Genomic DNA, 16,985 nt, shown 5'->3' on the forward strand with positions numbered 1-16,985 from the left:
GGGCTTACTTTTGAAAAAATAAACCCCGAAGTCCAATTTTACTGGGCTTCGGGGAAGATATTTATGCTCTTTTGAGTTTTACCGGACAGCAATAATTCAAAATCTTCTCTAAAGAAGACCAATCCAATGCTCTCGGTAGTTTGCTCTCTCCTCGGTCTATTTTGACAAGATCAAAGAGAGGGCGGTCAATCAGTCCTTCACGAAAAGCCAAACGGCATACCTTCTTTACAGCCAAAGTCATCTTGCGATAGTAACTCTGAGAATGACCATGTCTACCGACACTATATTGATGCAAGCCGTCCAAGAAGTCCTCGGTTAATTGCCCAAAAGTAATGTCGTTTGTGTGGTATCGCTCTTGGATAAAGACTTGCAGGTGCTTCTTGATCATATAGTAGACCGAGTGCCAGCGTTTCGAAATCTCCACCCCGACAAGTTTCTTCTCTTCTTCCACCATTTGGTCGTATCGCTGTAAGAACGTAGTGCGGTTCTGCATTGAGCCTTGAAACTGCTCCTTGATCTCTTTGGCAGAAAACTCAATTCCTCTATCACATAGAGTTTGATACGCTCTCTGTACGGAAAGGAGCAACTGCTCCAACTTTGCATTGGTAGTTACTGCTTCACGACTTTTGCCGTTTAGGCGGCTCTCTCGAGTATTCCACAACTTAGGATTACAAGAGAGTTTACTGCTAAACTGAGCCATCGTGCGATTGTAGGTTATTCGCCCCATAATTGGAGCTTGTCCCGACTTATCCAAACCGCTCTTTTTGAGGTAGAGCAACACCTTCATTTTGTCTTTCTGCATACGCTTCTATTTTATGGGCAAAGTTACCCAGTTTTGAAGCGTTTTCAGGTATGCAAAACATTGTGATTCAGCGCATAAACACCGTAATGACAGATGCCGTTACCATTGTGCTTATTGCTTTCTGTTACCTGTCATCGTTTGCTTGTATTTGGATAACGATTTGGTAACGCATCTTCTGCACAAATCCACGTTTTCTGCACTTTCCATGCCAAAGCAGTTCACGGCAAAAAAACGTGTTTCTCTCATATTCTCAACCACTTACCATCAATCTACATAAATCCACCTTTTTCTTGCAGTTGTCCTTATTAAAAAATATTGCTGTCCGGTAAAACTTTTTCAAACAAAATAAATTAGGGCTGACACTTTTCACGAAGTGTCAGTCCTTTTGATTGTACGCTCGGCATGAGCATTTTCTAACGGGTGGAAGTCCCGAGTAATCCCTAATAGCGGGAATTACATAGCCAAGAGCAAGGGTGTTCATCGTGAGGTGAAATCTGGAGGAAGCTGTCGGCAAACATCTGACCTAACGAACAGAAACTTCATACAAGGCATATAACCATGGGCAAGGTTGCACTACAAACCAAAGCCCGATAGCTATTCGGAATGGTTGGTGGAGTTTCCTTGAGCTTAGCGAAAAAATGAAGTAGGTATAAGATGGAAAGATAATGTTCTTATCCGAGGAGGTCTCACGGACGTTTCAAATAGTTTTTTTACGAAAGAAGCGGAGTAAAGCTTGCCGTGAGAAGTCAGCAGACGCCATAGTAGTGGAGTACTCGATAACGCTCCATGAAGGGCTGAACCTATATATTAAGCGATAGTAATTGAAACATACCTTATGAAGGAAAGAATGCAGAAAACATTATCCCAAGTTAATGGCTGTCCCCAAAGAGATAGGTCGGAAACCGAATGGTATGGGGGAGTGCAGACCTTCATGTGGATGTGTGAAGACAACATCGTGGAAGTACCATTTGACAAGGAACACCTTCTTGAGCAAATCCTTAGCCCTGTAAATCTCAACCGAGCCTACAAGGCTGTTATGAGAAACAAGGGATGTGGTGGTATTGACAAGATGTGGTGTGAGCAGCTGCTCCCATGGCTCTTAACCAATAAGGATGTGCTCATCTGTTCCTTGATTGACGGTTCTTATCGTCCGAACCCAGTCAAGAGGGTAGAGATACCCAAAGACAACGGCAAGATGCGCCTTTTGGGCATACCTACAGTAGTAGACCGTTTGGTGCAACAAGCCATTAACCAAGTACTGACTCCTATTTATGAGAACCAATTCTCCGAGACAAGCTACGGCTTCCGTCCGAGAAGAGGCTGCCATGACGCACTTCGTGGAGCGCAGAGGATAATCAACGAAGGCTACATTTATGTAGTTGACCTTGACCTCGAACGTTTCTTCGACACTGTGAGCCATAGTAAACTCATAGAAATTCTCAGCCGTACGATAAAAGACGGCAGAGTGGTCAGTCTTATACACAAGTATCTTCGAAGCGGTGTAATGAACAAAGGATTGTTTGAAGCGAGCGAAGAAGGAACTCCCCAAGGAGGACCGCTAAGTCCGTTGTTGAGTAACATCATGCTCAACGAATTGGACAAAGAACTCGAACGCAGAGGGCTTCCCTTTGTACGCTATGCCGATGACTCGATGATATTCTGTAAGTCCAAAAGGGCTGCAATGCGAGTGAAGGAGTCTATAACCCGATTTATAGAGAATACTCTATATCTCAAAGTCAACAAGGAAAAGACCGTAGTGTCGTATGTGCGAGGAATGAAATACCTCGGCTACTCCTTTTATGTGATGAAAGGTAAATGCCAACTCACGGTGCATTCTAAGTCCAAAGCCAAGATGAAGTCAAAGCTAAAAGAATTGACAAGTCGCAGTAATGGATGGGGATACGCCAAGAGAAAGCAAAAACTGAAAGAATACATACAAGGTTGGGTCGGTTATTATCACCTTGCCAATATGAAACGTTTCTTGCTTGAAACAGACGAATGGTTAAGACGTAGAATACGCATGTGTATATGGAAGGCTTGGAAGAAAGTCAGGACAAAAGTGGTAAACCTCATTAGATGTGGTATCAATCAATACAAAGCATACGAATGGGGTAATACTCGCAAGGGTTATTGGCGAATAGCTGATAGTCCTATATTAACAAGGGCGATAGATAACAATAGACTACGCTCAGCTGGGTATGCAACTTTAATGGGGTCGTATCTCGAATGGCACCCAAAATAGGAACCGCCGTATGCGGAACCGCATGTACGGTGGTGTGAGAGGTCGGTGAACACGAAAGTAGGAAATAAACACCTATGATTAGTGTTTACCTCCTACTCGATTATCTTTGTTTTGCTAAAAAATATATAACCATGAGCAACTAATCCTTGAAAATGAAGAAATATCGAAGTTGGTGTAAACTGACTGATAATGAGCAGAAAACGGAATAATTTGCATAGAAGTGCTCTTTTCAAAAAGAGTTATAATATGCAGATTTAGGCAGAAGTTCAGTTACCAGAGCGTTACCCGAATTCGTCATAGGTAACGATGGAGCAATGTTCGGTAACTGAATTATTTTCGCTCGTGTGGCTGTTGCTGCGGTTGGCAGTTTTCTGCATAAGAGAGGAACGCTTTGAAATTGGTAATTTTGCCACAAAACATCAAAGCGTATGAAAACAGAAAAAATGAAGGTGTTGCTCTACCTCAAAAAGAGCGGTCTGGACAAGTCGGGTAAAGCACCGATTATGGGACGGATAACCATTGGGCGTTCCATTGCACAGTTCAGTTGCAAGCTCTCCTGCAATCCTGACTTGTGGAATCCACGTGAGAGCAGAATGGACGGAAAAAGTCGTGAGGCGGTGGAAGTGAATGGCAGTTTGGAGAACTTGCTGCTGTCCATTCAGTCAGCCTATCAGTCTTTGCTTGCAAGAGGTTGCCCATTTGACGCAACCGATGTGAAGGAACTGTTTCAAGGCAGTGTGCAGACACGGTGCATGCTCATCGAAAGGCTTGATATGCTCATAAAAGAGAAAGAAAGTCATATCGGTATAGACCTCAGAAAAGAGTCAATGGCAAGCTATCACTCCACGAGAATCCACTTGCAGGAGTTCATCCAAAAGAAGTATAAGGTTTCTGACTTAGCTTTCTCACAACTGACAGAGAACTTCATCCATGAGTTTCAGCAGTACTTCTTAGGGGAGTGTGGATTTCAAGAAAGCTCATTCTACAATGTCGCCACCCATTTGAAAACGGTATGCAGGCTGGCTTACCGTGAGGGGTTGGCAGATGTACTACTTTTCGACAAAGTCAAAATCAACAAGGGTAACAAGAAACTCCCCAAAGCACTTGACAGAAGAGCATTTGAGAAGTTAAAGACTCTTCAATTTGAGGACTTGGAGGAGGAAATGGAAACGGCAAGGGATATTTTCCTCTTTGCCTGTTATACAGGTGCTGCTTATTGTGATTTGATGGGACTTGGCAAGAAGCATCTTTTCCGTGATGACGAGGGAAGTTTATGGTTAAAGTTCAACCGCCACAAGACAGGTGTACTATGCCGTATCAAACTGCTGCCCCAAGCCATAAGGCTGATGGAGAAGCTCCACAGCAATGAAAGGGAAACATTGCTCCCCTATATCAAGTACAAGAACTATCAGACCTGTTTGAAAGCCCTGCGGCTTCGTGCTGGTATCCCGTTTCCCTTTACCACGCATACGGCAAGACACACCTTTGCTACGCTCATCACGCTTGAACAAGGAGTTCCGATTGAAACTGTGAGCAAGATGCTCGGACATAGCAACGTAAGTATGACCGAGCGTTATGCAAAGGTTACACCCCAAAAACTCTTTGAGGAGTTTAATCGTTTTCTTTCTTTCACGGAGGATATGCAGATGAGTATTTAGCAATAGACATATTAAAATTAAAATCATTATGAGAAGTACATTCAAGATACTGTTCTATATCAACAGACAGAAAACTAAGACAGACGGCAATACCGCCATTCTCTGCCGTATCACCATCGATGGAAAGAGCACAGCCATTACCACAGGTGAAGAGTGCAATCCCTCCGGGTGGAACAGCAAACAGGGGTTGACGACTGACAGGAAGACCAATCAAAGAATCAGCGAGTTCAGGGAATTGGTAGAGAAAACCTATCGGGACATACTGACGAGGGAAGGAGTGGTAAGTGTGGAACTTATCAAGAACAATTTGCAAGGCATTGCCACTAACCCCACCACGCTCCTTGCAATGAGCAAGGCGGAACTGCAAGCCGTCAAGGAAAGCGTTGGAAAGTCAAGGGCAGAGGGGACTTATCTGAACCTTTACTATTCTGATAAAAATCTCCGAGAATTTATCGAAAACAAAGGAGTACAAGACATATCTACCGCCACCATTACGGAGAGTTTGTTCGAGGAATACCGTTTCTTCCTGAAAAAGCGTGGGCTGAAAGCATCGACTGTCAATACCAATCTCTGTTGGCTGAGCCGTTTGATGTTCCGTGCGGTAAGTCAGCGCATCATTCGCTATAACCCATTTGAGCATGCAGAATATGAAAAGGTGGAAAAGGCTATCCGTTTTCTTAGTAAGAGTGATGTGAAAAAACTGATGGCTATGAAGATATGTGATAGTGATGCCGAGCTTGCCAGACGGATGTTCATCTTCTCCTGCTTCACAGGTTTAGCCATTGCGGATATGGAACGCTTAAAGTTTGGGCATATCAAGAGTGCAGCGGACGGGCAGATGTATATAAGAAAGGAGCGTCAGAAGACCAAAGTGGAGTTTATTGTGCCGTTACACCCTATTGCCAAGACGATTATCGAACAGCAGAGAAAGATACAGACGATGAAAGAAGAAGACAATAACACGGATATGGATAATCGTCTTATCTTTCAATCCTGTTGCAGCAGAAATGTGTTGGCTAAACAGTTAAGCATCGTAGGTAAGGCTTGCGATATCAAGCAACGCCTGTCCTATCATATGGCAAGACATACCTTCGGAACGATGTGCCTAAGTGCAGGTATTCCCATTGAGAGCATTGCCAAGATGATGGGACACGCATCAATTGCAAGTACGCAGATTTATGCGCAGGTAATGGACTGCAAGATTTCAAAGGATATGGACAGGCTTATAGCCAAACAATCGGCAAAAGATAAAGAAACTATGGAGAGAGAGGTTTATGAACCAAACTCAGCTAACTCGTTGTAATTAAATGTTCTATCAATTTTGACAAATCGGTAGTGTAGCATTTTTGTAGCAGTATTTTGACCGCTTGATGACTACCATTCTGACTACCTGTTGAAAGCACAACTGCTCTCTTTTCTTGGGTACAAAAGTATATAAAATTGTACTAACCTCCAAATCTTTGTACCATAAAGATTTAGATATTTTACTGCTACACTTTCCAGTGCAAGGTGCAAGCCCCTATATATAAGGGGACTTGCACCTTGCACTGGAGGGATTTTCTCAAAATTATTTGATTTTGTTCTGGAATGATTGTTATTACAATGTATTTTCGTTTATGAATTCTAGAAAACAAACCAATTAAATCATCCCATGTTGACATCGCTCATCATATTCATCTGCACCTAATGCAAGCCACCTTGCATGGGATGCAAACATTTGAATGTGGCGGGTTGCTCAAATTTAGGTGTCTTTGTAACTTTATACATATGAAACAGTTGCACAAAACCCTAAAGGAAAAGCGAGAGCATGAAGGATACTCACAGGAGTATATCGCTGAAAAACTGAAAGTTAGCTCAAGTACCATCTCAAGATGGGAAACAGGATCCGTATCCATGAGTATAGTACAAATTTGCAGTTATGCCAAAGTTTTGGAAATGGATGAGAGTGATCTGCTTGCATCTATTGCAAGGAGAAGAAGAGAAATACCACCCCCATTTATCCGACTGGGCATAGACGTGTTTGACGAAGAGACTTATGGAAAGATAATGGATCTCGCCAAGGAATTGGGACCGCAGCACATTATCTTACAAACCAAATTATAAAGGCTGATGGAAATAATAGCAGTAGAAAGCCAAGCCTATCAGGAACTGATAGACAGGCTCAACCGAATAGAGCAGTATGTTGAGCGCACTTCTCATCTTATCCAAGATATAGATGACGAGCTGGAGATGACCACGAAGGACCTTATCGGGACTCTGAATGTTTCAGAGTCCACCCTTTACCGCTGGCGCAAGAAGCAGTTGGTACGGTATCGCTACACGGAGGGTGGCGATGTACGCTACTTCTTCAAGTCTATCGTGATAGCCACGAAGTGTAACCGGCTCCGCGTATCAGGTATGAGAAACGACGAGATTCTTGGTCGGCTCAACCGTTTCAAGGACAATCTCATCATGAGTTCATGTATTAATCCTAAAAACCGACAACTATGATAGAAAAGGAACAGATTCTTTTACTTACACAAGGAGGTTTGAATGTGTTTTCACATTTCCTTGGCTTTGAGGTAAACCTTCATCGCAACTTCCGAAGCCCTTTCTATGACGATAGGCGGACTTCCTGCCATATCTACTACGACAGGAAAACTTCTTCTTACAAATTTTATGATCATGGAGATACCACCTATTCAGGGGATTGCTTCTGGTTTGTGGCAACCCTCCGTAATTTGAACCTGAAAACAAGTTTTCCCGAAGTATTGGAAACGATTGTACAAGAACTTGGATTGTATTCTTTATGTGATGGTGAAAAGCATAGCAGCCATATCACGTCAGCATATAAAAAAACTATTGTTCCCACTCCTAAGGCTGATATAAACAAGTGGACGGAAGAACGTCCATATAGTTTTGAGATACAGCCATTTGACGATGGGCTACTGAACTATTGGGCACATTATGGCATCCATGAGGATACACTCCGTCGCTTTCGTGTACGGAGTCTTAAACGCTATGAAAGTGTATCTACCGAAGGCAAGAAGTTTGAACTTTATAGCTCACCTACGGAACCTATATTTGCCTATATCGGAAACGGCTATGTAAAGATATACCGACCTCACAGTCCAAAAATCCGCTTTCTTTATGGTGGACGGATGCCTGCCACGTATTGCTTCGGAATGGAGCAGATTCCTGCCAAAGGAGATATGCTTTTCATTACAGGTGGAGAAAAGGATGTACTCTCATTGTATGCACACGGCTTCAATGCAATTTGCTTCAACAGTGAAACCGCACAGATACCGACAAGTATCATTGAGAGCCTTCAGCTTCGTTTTAGGCATATAATACTATTATATGATGCGGATGAAACAGGTGTACGGGAGGCACATAAACAGTCTGAACATCTGGTGGAATACAAGGTCTTGAACCTTTCACTTCCGCTAAGTGGTACGAAGTCTGAAAAAGACATTTCTGATTTCTTTGCCTTAGGCAACGGGGCAAAGGAACTGAAAGATCTGCTTGCCAAGATGTTCTCAGATCTATATAGCCAAACCATGATGATGTTACGTTCCTGTGAGATTGATTATGAGAATCCACCGGACATTTCCAAATCAGTAGTAGCAGTAAACGGTGTGCCACTCGGCACACAGGATAACCTGTTCTGCATTACTGGAGGTGAGGGGACAGGCAAGAGCAACTATGTGGGTGCCATCCTTGCCGGAGCGTTGGGAGAAAAACGATTGCCGATAGAGAAGACCTTGGGATTAGAGATTACTCCCAATCCCAAAGGCTTGGCGGTCCTACACTATGACACGGAACAGTCCGAGGCACAACTCCACAAGAATTTGGGCAAGACATTACGCAGGGCTTCTCTGACAGCAGTACCTGAATATTATCATTCTCTGTATCTTGCTTCGCTTTCCCGTAAAGACCGATTGAAACTTATCCGTGAGAGTATGGACCTGTTTCATCACAAGCATGGGGGCATCCATCTTGTGGTGATTGACGGCATAGCTGACTTGATACGTTCCGCCAACGATGAAACGGAAAGTATTGCCATCGTGGATGAGCTTTACCGCTTGGCAGGGATTTACAACACCTGCATCATCTGCGTACTGCATTTCGTGCCGAATGGTATCAAACTCCGTGGGCATATTGGCTCCGAACTTCAACGCAAGGCGGCGGGAATTCTTTCCATAGAGAAAGATGATAATCCTGAATACTCTGTGGTGAAAGCTCTGAAAGTCCGTGACGGCAGCCCATTGGATGTGCCGATGATGCTTTTTGGATGGGACAAGGCGGAGGATATGCACGTCTATCGTGGTGAGAAGTCCAAGGAGGACAAGGAAAAGCGCAAGACCGATGAACTCGTTGGCGTTATAAGAGAAGCTTTCCGAAATTCTTTCAAACTCACCTATCAGGAACTTTGTGATGTTCTTATGCGAGAAATGGAAATAAAGGATAGAACCGCAAAGAAGTACATCGCCTACATGAAAGAACAGCATATCTTGGCACAGGATATCAATGGCAACTATCAAAAAGGAGAATTATGCCGTACATAAACTATAATGCAGAAGACACTTGGCAAAAACGCCTGTTCGATAAGCTCATGAATGTCGAGGACAAACTCGACCGTCTGCTTGTCCTGCAAGAGCAATCTGTTGATACAACTGTCCATCCTCCCCTGAAACCGGAATATCTGGATATCATAGATGTATCCAAGATACTCAAAGTAGAACAAAAGACCATCTATAATTGGGTGTGGGCAGGAAAAATTCCCTATCTTAAAGCCAATGGTAGGTTACTTTTTCTTCGGGAAGAGATAGATAAAATGGTACGGAAGCGAGATGATTGGTAATTTTTATCACTTAAAAAATATCTGCAATTATTTTGCTGAAACAAAAAAAATACTTACCTTTGCAATCAGAAAGTTAGTTGTGGATTTCCACACTCAAAGATAACAGTACTCGCTTGGCATACCGTAAGATCTGCTGGCGAGTCATTTTTTTATAGATACTATGGCGAATAAAGAATCACGTTCCATTCAGGAACAAATCGATTTACTGAAGCATAGAGGCATGATTATAGAAGATGAGGAGTTTGCCCATCTTCATTTAAGTCATATCAGCTACTACCGTTTGAAGGGGTATTGGTGGGATATGCAAACAGACAAAGAACGGCATATATTCAAGAATGACGCCAATTTTAAGGACGTTATCGCACGATATTTCTTTGATAAGGAGTTGCGTCTTATCTTGTTCGATGCCATTGAAGCCATAGAGATTGCGTTGCGGACGAAGATGATTTATCATCTTTCACAATCATACGGTGGGCTGTACTATATGGATAAGGGACTTTTCAACAATGAAGAGCTCCAACAGCAACATATACATGATCTGATGGGCGAGTTTATGCGTAGCAGTGAGATTTTCATAAAAGACTACAAATGCAAATATGGAGTGTGGGAGGACAGAAAATGTATATCTCTTACCCAACAGCCTGACGCATGGATTATTTTTGAAGTTGCGACTTTTGGAACACTTTCAAAGATATATAAGAATCTTAATCATCAGTTACCGGAAAAGGCAAGAATTGCCAATGAATTCGGACTTAATATGCATACAGAACTCTCAAGCTGGCTTGAAGCCATCTCCTATTTGAGAAATATTGTCGCCCATCATTCAAGAGTATGGAGTCGAAATATGGTAAAACGTCCAATGGATATTAGTAATCCAAGAGGCATTTGGCTGCAACATCCTCTTTCGGAATTCTCTAAAAAGAAGCCATTTCTAATCATTACTTCCATGTTATACTTGTGCAATGCTATCAATGCTGGAGATACATATAAGAGAAAGACAATCTCACTGATAGAGAAAAATCCGGACATTCCTATTTATAAGATAGGTTTTCCAGACCATTGGAATAGGGAATCTATCTGGCAATAATTTTGTACGGGAATTTCAATTGCAATATTCCCGTACTTTATTTATGTCTACTAAAAAAAATGAAAGTAAGACATTTTTGCTTCCATTGGATAATAAACATGCGTTTAGTGTCTCCATTTGGGTCTGAAGTTTTGTGAACGATTGTCTTCTTCCTTGTCATGAGTAGGATAACTCTCGTTCTTTACTCCAGCTGAGTGATTGTTGTTAGACAAATTCTCTCCTTGGTTTACTTTCTCCGTCTCTTCTTTTTCCTCCTCTGGCGGTGCAAGCGTAAGCGCAATCTTTCTGTCCAACTCTGCCGACTGCCCCTTGAGCACACGCAGTTCGTCCTCCCTCTTCCATGAACTATTGGCAATGTTGGTGTAAACGTCTTTATTGGCTGCAACCTTTGCCATTTCCTTCTCATGCGACTCTATCACCTTAGGGATACGCTCTAAGGCATTTACGAAGTTCTCGCAAGCAAGTTTCGGGTCTGCCGCTAACTTACCGTTATTATAGGTATAGTAGATGCTTTCCTGTCCCTTGACAAAGAAGCGGTTCACCGAGCAGTCGAACAAGTCCTTGGAAGTGCTCTCCGTCTTGACCATGATGGAAAAGCCATAAACCTCGCCAATCTTGTTGTACTCGCTCTTGGTACGAGCCTTTTCCTCTATTTCATGCAGACGGGCGGCAATGACCTTTATGTCGGTGCTGTCCTCTACGCCTTTGATTGTCAGTTTATTGACGGGCAGCCCTTCCTTGTCACGCTCCACACGCTGCTCAAAGAGAGTCAAGTCCGCCTTAGCCTCCTTAATCTTGTCGGAATGGAAAGATACGGAACTCTCAATCTCCGCCAATTTCCCCGTCGCTGCATCACGCTCACGAAGAAAGTTCTTACGTTCTGATTCCAAGGTGGTAATCTTCTTATCCAATCTGGCTTTCTCCAAAAGATCGGTATTACCAGAAAGCACCGCTACATATTCGGAGAAGTTCATGCCGCTGTCCTCGTCCATTGAACCCTCATCGATGGTACGACTACCAAGCGTATTTGTCTTTAGCTGATTAATGAACAGCTGCTTGTTATGCAGCAGGTTGAACTTATAACTGTCCAAAGAACGTTCTACAGCGTAGATAATCACATCGACCTTGTTGTCCGCAAACTCTTTGGCGATAAGATTTCCCTTGCGCACGGCTCGTCCATTGCGTTGCTCTAAGTCTGATGGTCGCCAGGGCGTGTCCAAATGATGGATAGCCACAGCCCGTTGCTGGGCATTGACTCCAGTTCCCAACATGGAGGTAGAGCCGAAGATAATACGGATGTCCCCTCGGTTCATCGCATCGACCATCGCCTTCTTTGCCTTTTCGTTCTTGCATTCCTGAATGAAACGTATCTCGTATGCCGGAATATGATAGTCCTCCACCAGCTTTCTCTTGATTTCCGAATAGATATTGAAATCTCCGCCGGGCTTGTAAGTACCCAAGTCAGAGAAAACAAACTGCGTACCTTTCTGTGCATCGAACTTTTGGTAATAGTCATTCAAGAGTTTCGCACAATGGCTTGCCTTGTTGTCTATATGGTCTGAGTACCCATTTTCATCTATCATGCGTAAATCTAAGCTCATCTTTCTGGCGTAGTCAGTCGCAATGAGCATCTTTGCCTTTTCCTCACTCTCACTCAGTGGTGCACGTCCCAAGAGTGTGGCATTGCCTGTCTTGGCGAACTCCATCAGTTTGCCGATAAATTCTTCCTGCTCTGGCGTGGGCGGTATGTTGTGCAATATCTCGTTTTTCTCGGGTCGGTCGATACCGATGTCCTTGGCAGTGCGAAAATCGCAAATCTCCGCATAGAACGCAGCCAGTTCAGGCACCTTAATGAATGTCCTAAACCGCTCTTTCTGAATGATGTCGTTTGTGATGGAGAACTCGTAGTCAGTTGATTTCTTGGCAAAGACCGCAGCCCATGCGTCGAAACTGTTGATGCCCTGCTTTTCGAGTGCTTGCGGACGGAGATATTTAAAGAGCAGATATAACTCCGTCAAAGAATTACTGATGGTTGTTCCTGAAAGGAAAGTGGCTCCTAAGTCCTTGCCGGACCTCTCCTGTATGGTGCGTATGGCAAAGAGCATATTCAAGGCTCGCTGTGAGCCGTCCGGATTGCCCAAGCCCGAAACCCTGTCGTGACGGGTGTTGAACATCAGGTTCTTGAATTGGTGGCTCTCATCCACGAACAAATGGTCGATACCCATCATCTTGAAATCTACGGCATCGTCTTTACGCTCGGCGATGCTGTCCTGTATATTCTGCAACTTGGCTTCAAGGGTCTGTTTGCGCTTCTCCAATCCTTTGAGCATCCCACGGGAGATGTCTCTTCCTTGTTGTCGCAAGACTTCGAGATTCTCTTCCACGGAGTCAAGTTCCTTTTGCATAATAGCCTCCTGTATCTCCAATGCTTGCGGTATCATGCCGAACTGTTCATGCGTCAAGATAATACAGTCCCAGTCGTTGTTCTTGATGTCGTTGAAAATACGTTGGCGGTTCTGCTTGTTGAAATCATTCTTGCCTGGATAGAGTACCTTAGCATTGGGATAAGCTTTCCTAAAGGTGTCGGCAATATCGAATACGTTTGCCTTCAGCCCGATAATCATCGGTTTGTTTGCCAGTCCCAATCGTTTCATCTCGTAGGCTGCCGTACACATAATGAGCGTCTTGCCTGCTCCCACCTCATGGTCGCAGATTCCGCCACCGTTGGTTTTGAGCATCCACACGGCATCCTTCTGGCTCTTGTAAAGGTCATCAATACCCAATCGTTTGAGGTCAAGGTCGGGAAACGTCTGGTGCGTGCCGTCGAAGTTGGGGCGCACAAAACAGTTGAAAAGGCGGTTGTACCTGTCTGCGAGCTGTTGCTTAAAGGAGTCAGGTGTTCGTCCGAGCCAATCGACAAAGCCCTGCCGTATCTCTTCTATCTTGGCATTTGCCATCTGTATGGCGTGTCCGTCACGCACCTTGATGGTCTTGATTTCTCCCGTAACCTTATCCGCCACCTCCTTGCTCTTGTTGATGTCGGGAATGGTATTGTGCAGGGCGTGCTTCAGAAGATTGATGCCGTCATAGCGGCGGAACTCACCCTGTACGGCATACTTGTGCCAGATATTAGCATTCTTTTGGTCGCAGACAATGCTGTACTCGTCCATGTTGGAATGATAGGATACGCCAATATCCGTCCCGAAAAACTCTGAAGCGAACCTGCCATAGACTTTGGCAGGTATCCAGCGTTCGCCGAGATTGAAGTCAAGGTCTGCAAAGGGAATGGGTGTAGGTGTGGCTGCACGCAAAGCGGCAAGGCTCTGCTTTGCCTCTTCGTGTTCGGGATGGTCCAATAGCCATGACTCGATGCGCTCCGCCTTTTCTATTACATTGCCCGAAATGAACTTGTCCGCCACTTCGTAGGCATTCTCTTCGGGATTGAAATAGATGCGACCTTCCAAGGAAGAAATAATGTCGTTTTCCTCCATATCAGGTAAAAGCGAACTCATGTAGTCAAGTTCCACCGTGCCGTACTTGTTGAGCGATGCCCCCAGTGCCTCCATCGGGTCTGCGGCAACGGTCAGTTCCGTGGTAGAAAAAGCCGTAGGATGGTCAAAGAAGTCCGCCTTGATGTACCTGCCGTTTTCGGAGCGTTCCAAGAACAGCATTTCCACGCCTGTAGCATCCATCTTGATGATGTCGGTGTTCGCCTTCTGATTGAAGTAGCCCCAACGTGCAACATAGTCATCATATAGGTGGTTGAGCCTGCTGCGGTCTTCCCTGTCTTCTGCATGGTTCTCCGCCTCGTAGTCATAGAGACGGTGATAGCACTCCCGTATCTCGATATAGGCTTTGAGACGGGAAAGCTGCGCATACGGCAAGTCCATCGGGTTGAAGGTCGGATGTCGCTTCAGGTCAGAGAGAAACCCCATCTGACCTTTCTGCACGACAATGGAGCCGTCTCTCAGATGAGAGTCTGGCGAAGAGAGAAAAGGGCGCGGTGAAGCGTCAAACTCTTTTCTGACTTCTGCTATCGGCTGTGGCTTGCGCTCCTCGGCTTCGTTCATGAAGTCGAAAAGGGATGGCTCACGTGAAGAGGAAGAAGCCGCTTTCCTGCTGCCACGGGTACGCCGTTGAGGAATGGTCGCTGCCTTTTGTATCTTGGACTCCGCTGGCTTTTGGGAAACAGTTTGTGCTACAGGACGGCGCGCCTGTGAAGTTCCTAAATTATCCTTGATTTCATTGTTCACACGGGTAACTTCTCTTGTCCAAAGGCTGTATTCCTCTGGGGCAAACAGTGACAGTTGCTCCGGTTGTCCGATGTCTTCCATGTTGTTGTCCACCACTGGATGATGATCGTCGTCAAAGAACACCGTCTGTCCGTTCATCTCTCTTGGGGCTTCAATATCCGTACGGATTTCCTGTGGTTCCTGCTCGTATTGATGATGAAGTGTCAAGGCGGGTACGCCTTCGGGAGCAGATTCTATAATCATGGAAGGCTGTTCTGATACGAATTGTTGTGGGTCAGATTTTGATGATGACGGCTGTAATGGAATTGTCTCGCCGTTAGGAACGATATTTTCCATTATCTGCGTATCGTTCTCAGAAGCAATGGTTACAGTCTCCTTAACCTTATTCTCTGTTTCTGTCTTTGTTACCACTTCTTCCTTGATTTCCTCTGCTACTACTTCTTCTTTGGTATATTGTCCCCTGACGATTTCTTCCAGTTCGGCTATCTCGTGCAATTTCTTAGGAGAGAAGTACAGGTCGCGTTCAATCCCCAGTCCTCTTACCTTCACGCCTTCCATCTCATCAAGGGACATATTGCCAAATTCCCAGCCGTAACCCATTGTCACGGCACCGAAGCCAATGCGGCTCTTAGGGTCATATTCCAGAAGGTAGGCTGTGTATGCTCCCATAGGGAAGAAATAGCGCGCATAGGCTATCTTATCGCCAATGAGTTCCTTTTCCGTGCTGTAAAGTTTTGGCAACTGTTTCCTGATACTGTCGGGCATGAGGTTATGGGCATCAGTATCGTCTTCCTCCTTTATTTCCAGCATTTGCGGTTTTCCTTCCGCCTGCACGGTAACTCCTAATTTTTGCAGCATTTCATTAACCCTCACCTGCCATTCTTCCTTGGTCATCGGTATGCCAGTTTCATAGAGCTTGCGGTCGATACGTTGTTCCATTTCAAGAGAGAGTTGTGTTCGGAGACTTTCTGCCATTTCCTCAATCCCTCCCGTGAACCGATACTCCCATGCAGGTCTTCCATAAGGGTCTGTATCCATTATGCGCTCTGTGGCAACGGTGCGATGAGAAATGTCCTTCCATTCTCCTACAAAAAGAGAGTTGTGCTTGAAGACGACAGAAGAGCCTTCTTCCTTGGGAACGGAAACGGTTTCTACGAACTGCTGCTCAATGCCCTCGCAGATTTCTTTACTCGTCTGCTTCTGTAGGACGATGAGGTCACTGCCTACGTCCGTTCCTGCATTGTCTGAAAACATACCAGATGGTAGTCGGAGAGCGGAGATAAGGCGACTGTTCTGCATGAGGTAACGGCGTATGGCTTCATTGCGGGGACTGTCCAATACACCCTGCGAGGTGATGAATGCCAGTAAGCCACCTTCCTTGATGCAGTCCAGACCTTTCACGAAGAAGTAATTGTGGATGGCACGTGTGGACTCACGTTTGAGAGTGTCCTTGCCTTTGCTGTATTCTCGGTCATAGACCATGAAATCACCGAAAGGAATGTTACTTGTAACAAGGTCGTATTTGTCCTTGTCTTCCAGTTCTCCAATGGCTTCAAAAGGCTCGTTTTGAACGAAGATATTGTCTTTTCCATAAGGGTGCAGGGCTTGGCTGATGCGGGCAGTGAGCAGGTCCTTTTCCATTGCATCTACAACACCCGCTTGCTTTGCAAAGGTCTCAGCAAAGGCACCCATACCCATAGAAGGGTCTAAACATCGTCTTATCTGCAGGTTTGTGGAGGCAAGTGCGTCCGATATAGCAGACACGATACGGGTATCGGTATAGAAGGAGGTTAGCACGCTTGCCTTGATGCTCTCCCAGTACCGTTTGGCGGTATTGGCATCTACGGATTCACGATAAATCATCTGTTTGAGCTGCTGTGTCGGTTCAAAGAGATTCTGCTCTGACTTGCTCCAATAGCGTATATCATCGGGGTTATCTGTGCGGTTGAGTACACATTTCAAGCCACCGAAGCCCTGATAGTTCCGTAAGATACTTTTCTCTGCTTCGGTGGCTTCGCGGCGTTCTTTTTCCAAGCGAAGCACAACACGGATGGCTTCTGTGTTGGCTTCAAGGACGTTTTTCTTATTGTATGCCATAGT

9 protein-coding genes and 1 pseudogene are annotated in these 16,985 nt (G+C 44.8%); 8 read left to right on the forward strand and 2 right to left on the reverse strand.

What is annotated here, in order from left to right; translation table 11 throughout:
* Nucleotides 1-100: 100 nt before the first annotated feature.
* A pseudogene (locus F596_RS0108815) lies at nucleotides 101-802 on the reverse strand (phage integrase SAM-like domain-containing protein); the annotation flags it as partial.
* A gap of 835 nt (nucleotides 803-1,637) precedes the next feature.
* Between F596_RS0108815 and ltrA the strand changes: the two are divergent.
* The 8 genes from ltrA (at nucleotide 1,638) to F596_RS0108860 (ending at nucleotide 10,632) form a co-directional block, all read left to right on the forward strand.
* Entirely contained in the window at nucleotides 1,638-3,044 is a 1,407-nt protein-coding gene (gene ltrA, locus F596_RS0108820) for a group II intron reverse transcriptase/maturase (RefSeq protein ID WP_019036669.1), read from the forward strand.
* Nucleotides 3,045-3,472: 428 nt separating this feature from the next.
* Nucleotides 3,473-4,702, forward strand: a complete 1,230-nt coding sequence (locus F596_RS0108825) for a site-specific integrase (protein WP_019036670.1) — start codon at nucleotides 3,473-3,475, stop codon at nucleotides 4,700-4,702.
* Nucleotides 4,703-4,730: 28 nt separating this feature from the next.
* The gene (locus F596_RS0108830) at nucleotides 4,731-6,005 is read left to right on the forward strand and encodes a site-specific integrase (RefSeq protein ID WP_019036671.1); all 1,275 of its coding nucleotides are present in this window, start codon (nucleotides 4,731-4,733) and stop codon (nucleotides 6,003-6,005) included.
* Nucleotides 6,006-6,469: 464 nt separating this feature from the next.
* Entirely contained in the window at nucleotides 6,470-6,805 is a 336-nt protein-coding gene (locus F596_RS0108840) for a helix-turn-helix domain-containing protein (protein ID WP_024992793.1), read from the forward strand.
* A gap of 6 nt (nucleotides 6,806-6,811) precedes the next feature.
* Nucleotides 6,812-7,192: a MerR family transcriptional regulator gene (locus F596_RS0108845; protein WP_019036673.1), complete on the forward strand. Its 381-nt coding sequence runs from the start codon at nucleotides 6,812-6,814 to the stop codon at nucleotides 7,190-7,192.
* A complete protein-coding gene (locus F596_RS0108850) occupies nucleotides 7,189-9,249 on the forward strand; it encodes a bifunctional DNA primase/helicase (RefSeq protein WP_019036674.1) in 2,061 nt (686 codons plus the stop codon). The genes F596_RS0108845 and F596_RS0108850 overlap by 4 nt, the downstream gene beginning before the upstream one ends.
* The gene (locus tag F596_RS0108855) at nucleotides 9,237-9,545 is read left to right on the forward strand and encodes a helix-turn-helix domain-containing protein (protein ID WP_019036675.1); all 309 of its coding nucleotides are present in this window, start codon (nucleotides 9,237-9,239) and stop codon (nucleotides 9,543-9,545) included. Before F596_RS0108850 ends, F596_RS0108855 begins: the two co-directional genes overlap by 13 nt.
* Nucleotides 9,546-9,705: 160 nt before the next feature.
* Complete coding sequence (locus F596_RS0108860; RefSeq protein ID WP_007173248.1) at nucleotides 9,706-10,632, forward strand: Abi family protein; 927 nt, start codon at nucleotides 9,706-9,708, stop codon at nucleotides 10,630-10,632.
* 104 nt (nucleotides 10,633-10,736) lie between these two features.
* Here F596_RS0108860 and F596_RS0108865 read toward each other — a convergent pair whose 3' ends face one another.
* Nucleotides 10,737-16,982: a helicase-related protein gene (locus F596_RS0108865; RefSeq protein WP_019036676.1), complete on the reverse strand. Its 6,246-nt coding sequence runs from the start codon at nucleotides 16,980-16,982 to the stop codon at nucleotides 10,737-10,739.
* Nucleotides 16,983-16,985: the final 3 nt, after the last annotated feature.

The sequence above is a fragment of the Prevotella amnii DSM 23384 = JCM 14753 genome (assembly GCF_000378745.1).
In the GTDB taxonomy this organism is placed as follows: Bacteria; Bacteroidota; Bacteroidia; order Bacteroidales; family Bacteroidaceae; genus Prevotella; species Prevotella amnii.

Excerpts from the sequence above, each read along its gene's own strand:
- F596_RS0108840 (WP_024992793.1), top strand. The coding sequence starts at position 6,470 with ATGAAACAGTTGCACAAAACCCTAAAGGAAAAGCGAGAGCATGAAGGA.
- F596_RS0108825 (WP_019036670.1), top strand. The coding sequence starts at position 3,473 with ATGAAAACAGAAAAAATGAAGGTGTTGCTCTACCTCAAAAAGAGCGGT.
- F596_RS0108830 (WP_019036671.1), top strand. The coding sequence starts at position 4,731 with ATGAGAAGTACATTCAAGATACTGTTCTATATCAACAGACAGAAAACT.
- F596_RS0108850 (WP_019036674.1), top strand. The coding sequence starts at position 7,189 with ATGATAGAAAAGGAACAGATTCTTTTACTTACACAAGGAGGTTTGAAT.
- F596_RS0108855 (WP_019036675.1), top strand. The coding sequence starts at position 9,237 with ATGCCGTACATAAACTATAATGCAGAAGACACTTGGCAAAAACGCCTG.
- F596_RS0108860 (WP_007173248.1), top strand. The coding sequence starts at position 9,706 with ATGGCGAATAAAGAATCACGTTCCATTCAGGAACAAATCGATTTACTG.
- ltrA (WP_019036669.1), top strand. The coding sequence starts at position 1,638 with ATGAAGGAAAGAATGCAGAAAACATTATCCCAAGTTAATGGCTGTCCC.
- F596_RS0108865 (WP_019036676.1), bottom strand. The coding sequence starts at position 16,982 with ATGGCATACAATAAGAAAAACGTCCTTGAAGCCAACACAGAAGCCATC.
- F596_RS0108845 (WP_019036673.1), top strand. The coding sequence starts at position 6,812 with ATGGAAATAATAGCAGTAGAAAGCCAAGCCTATCAGGAACTGATAGAC.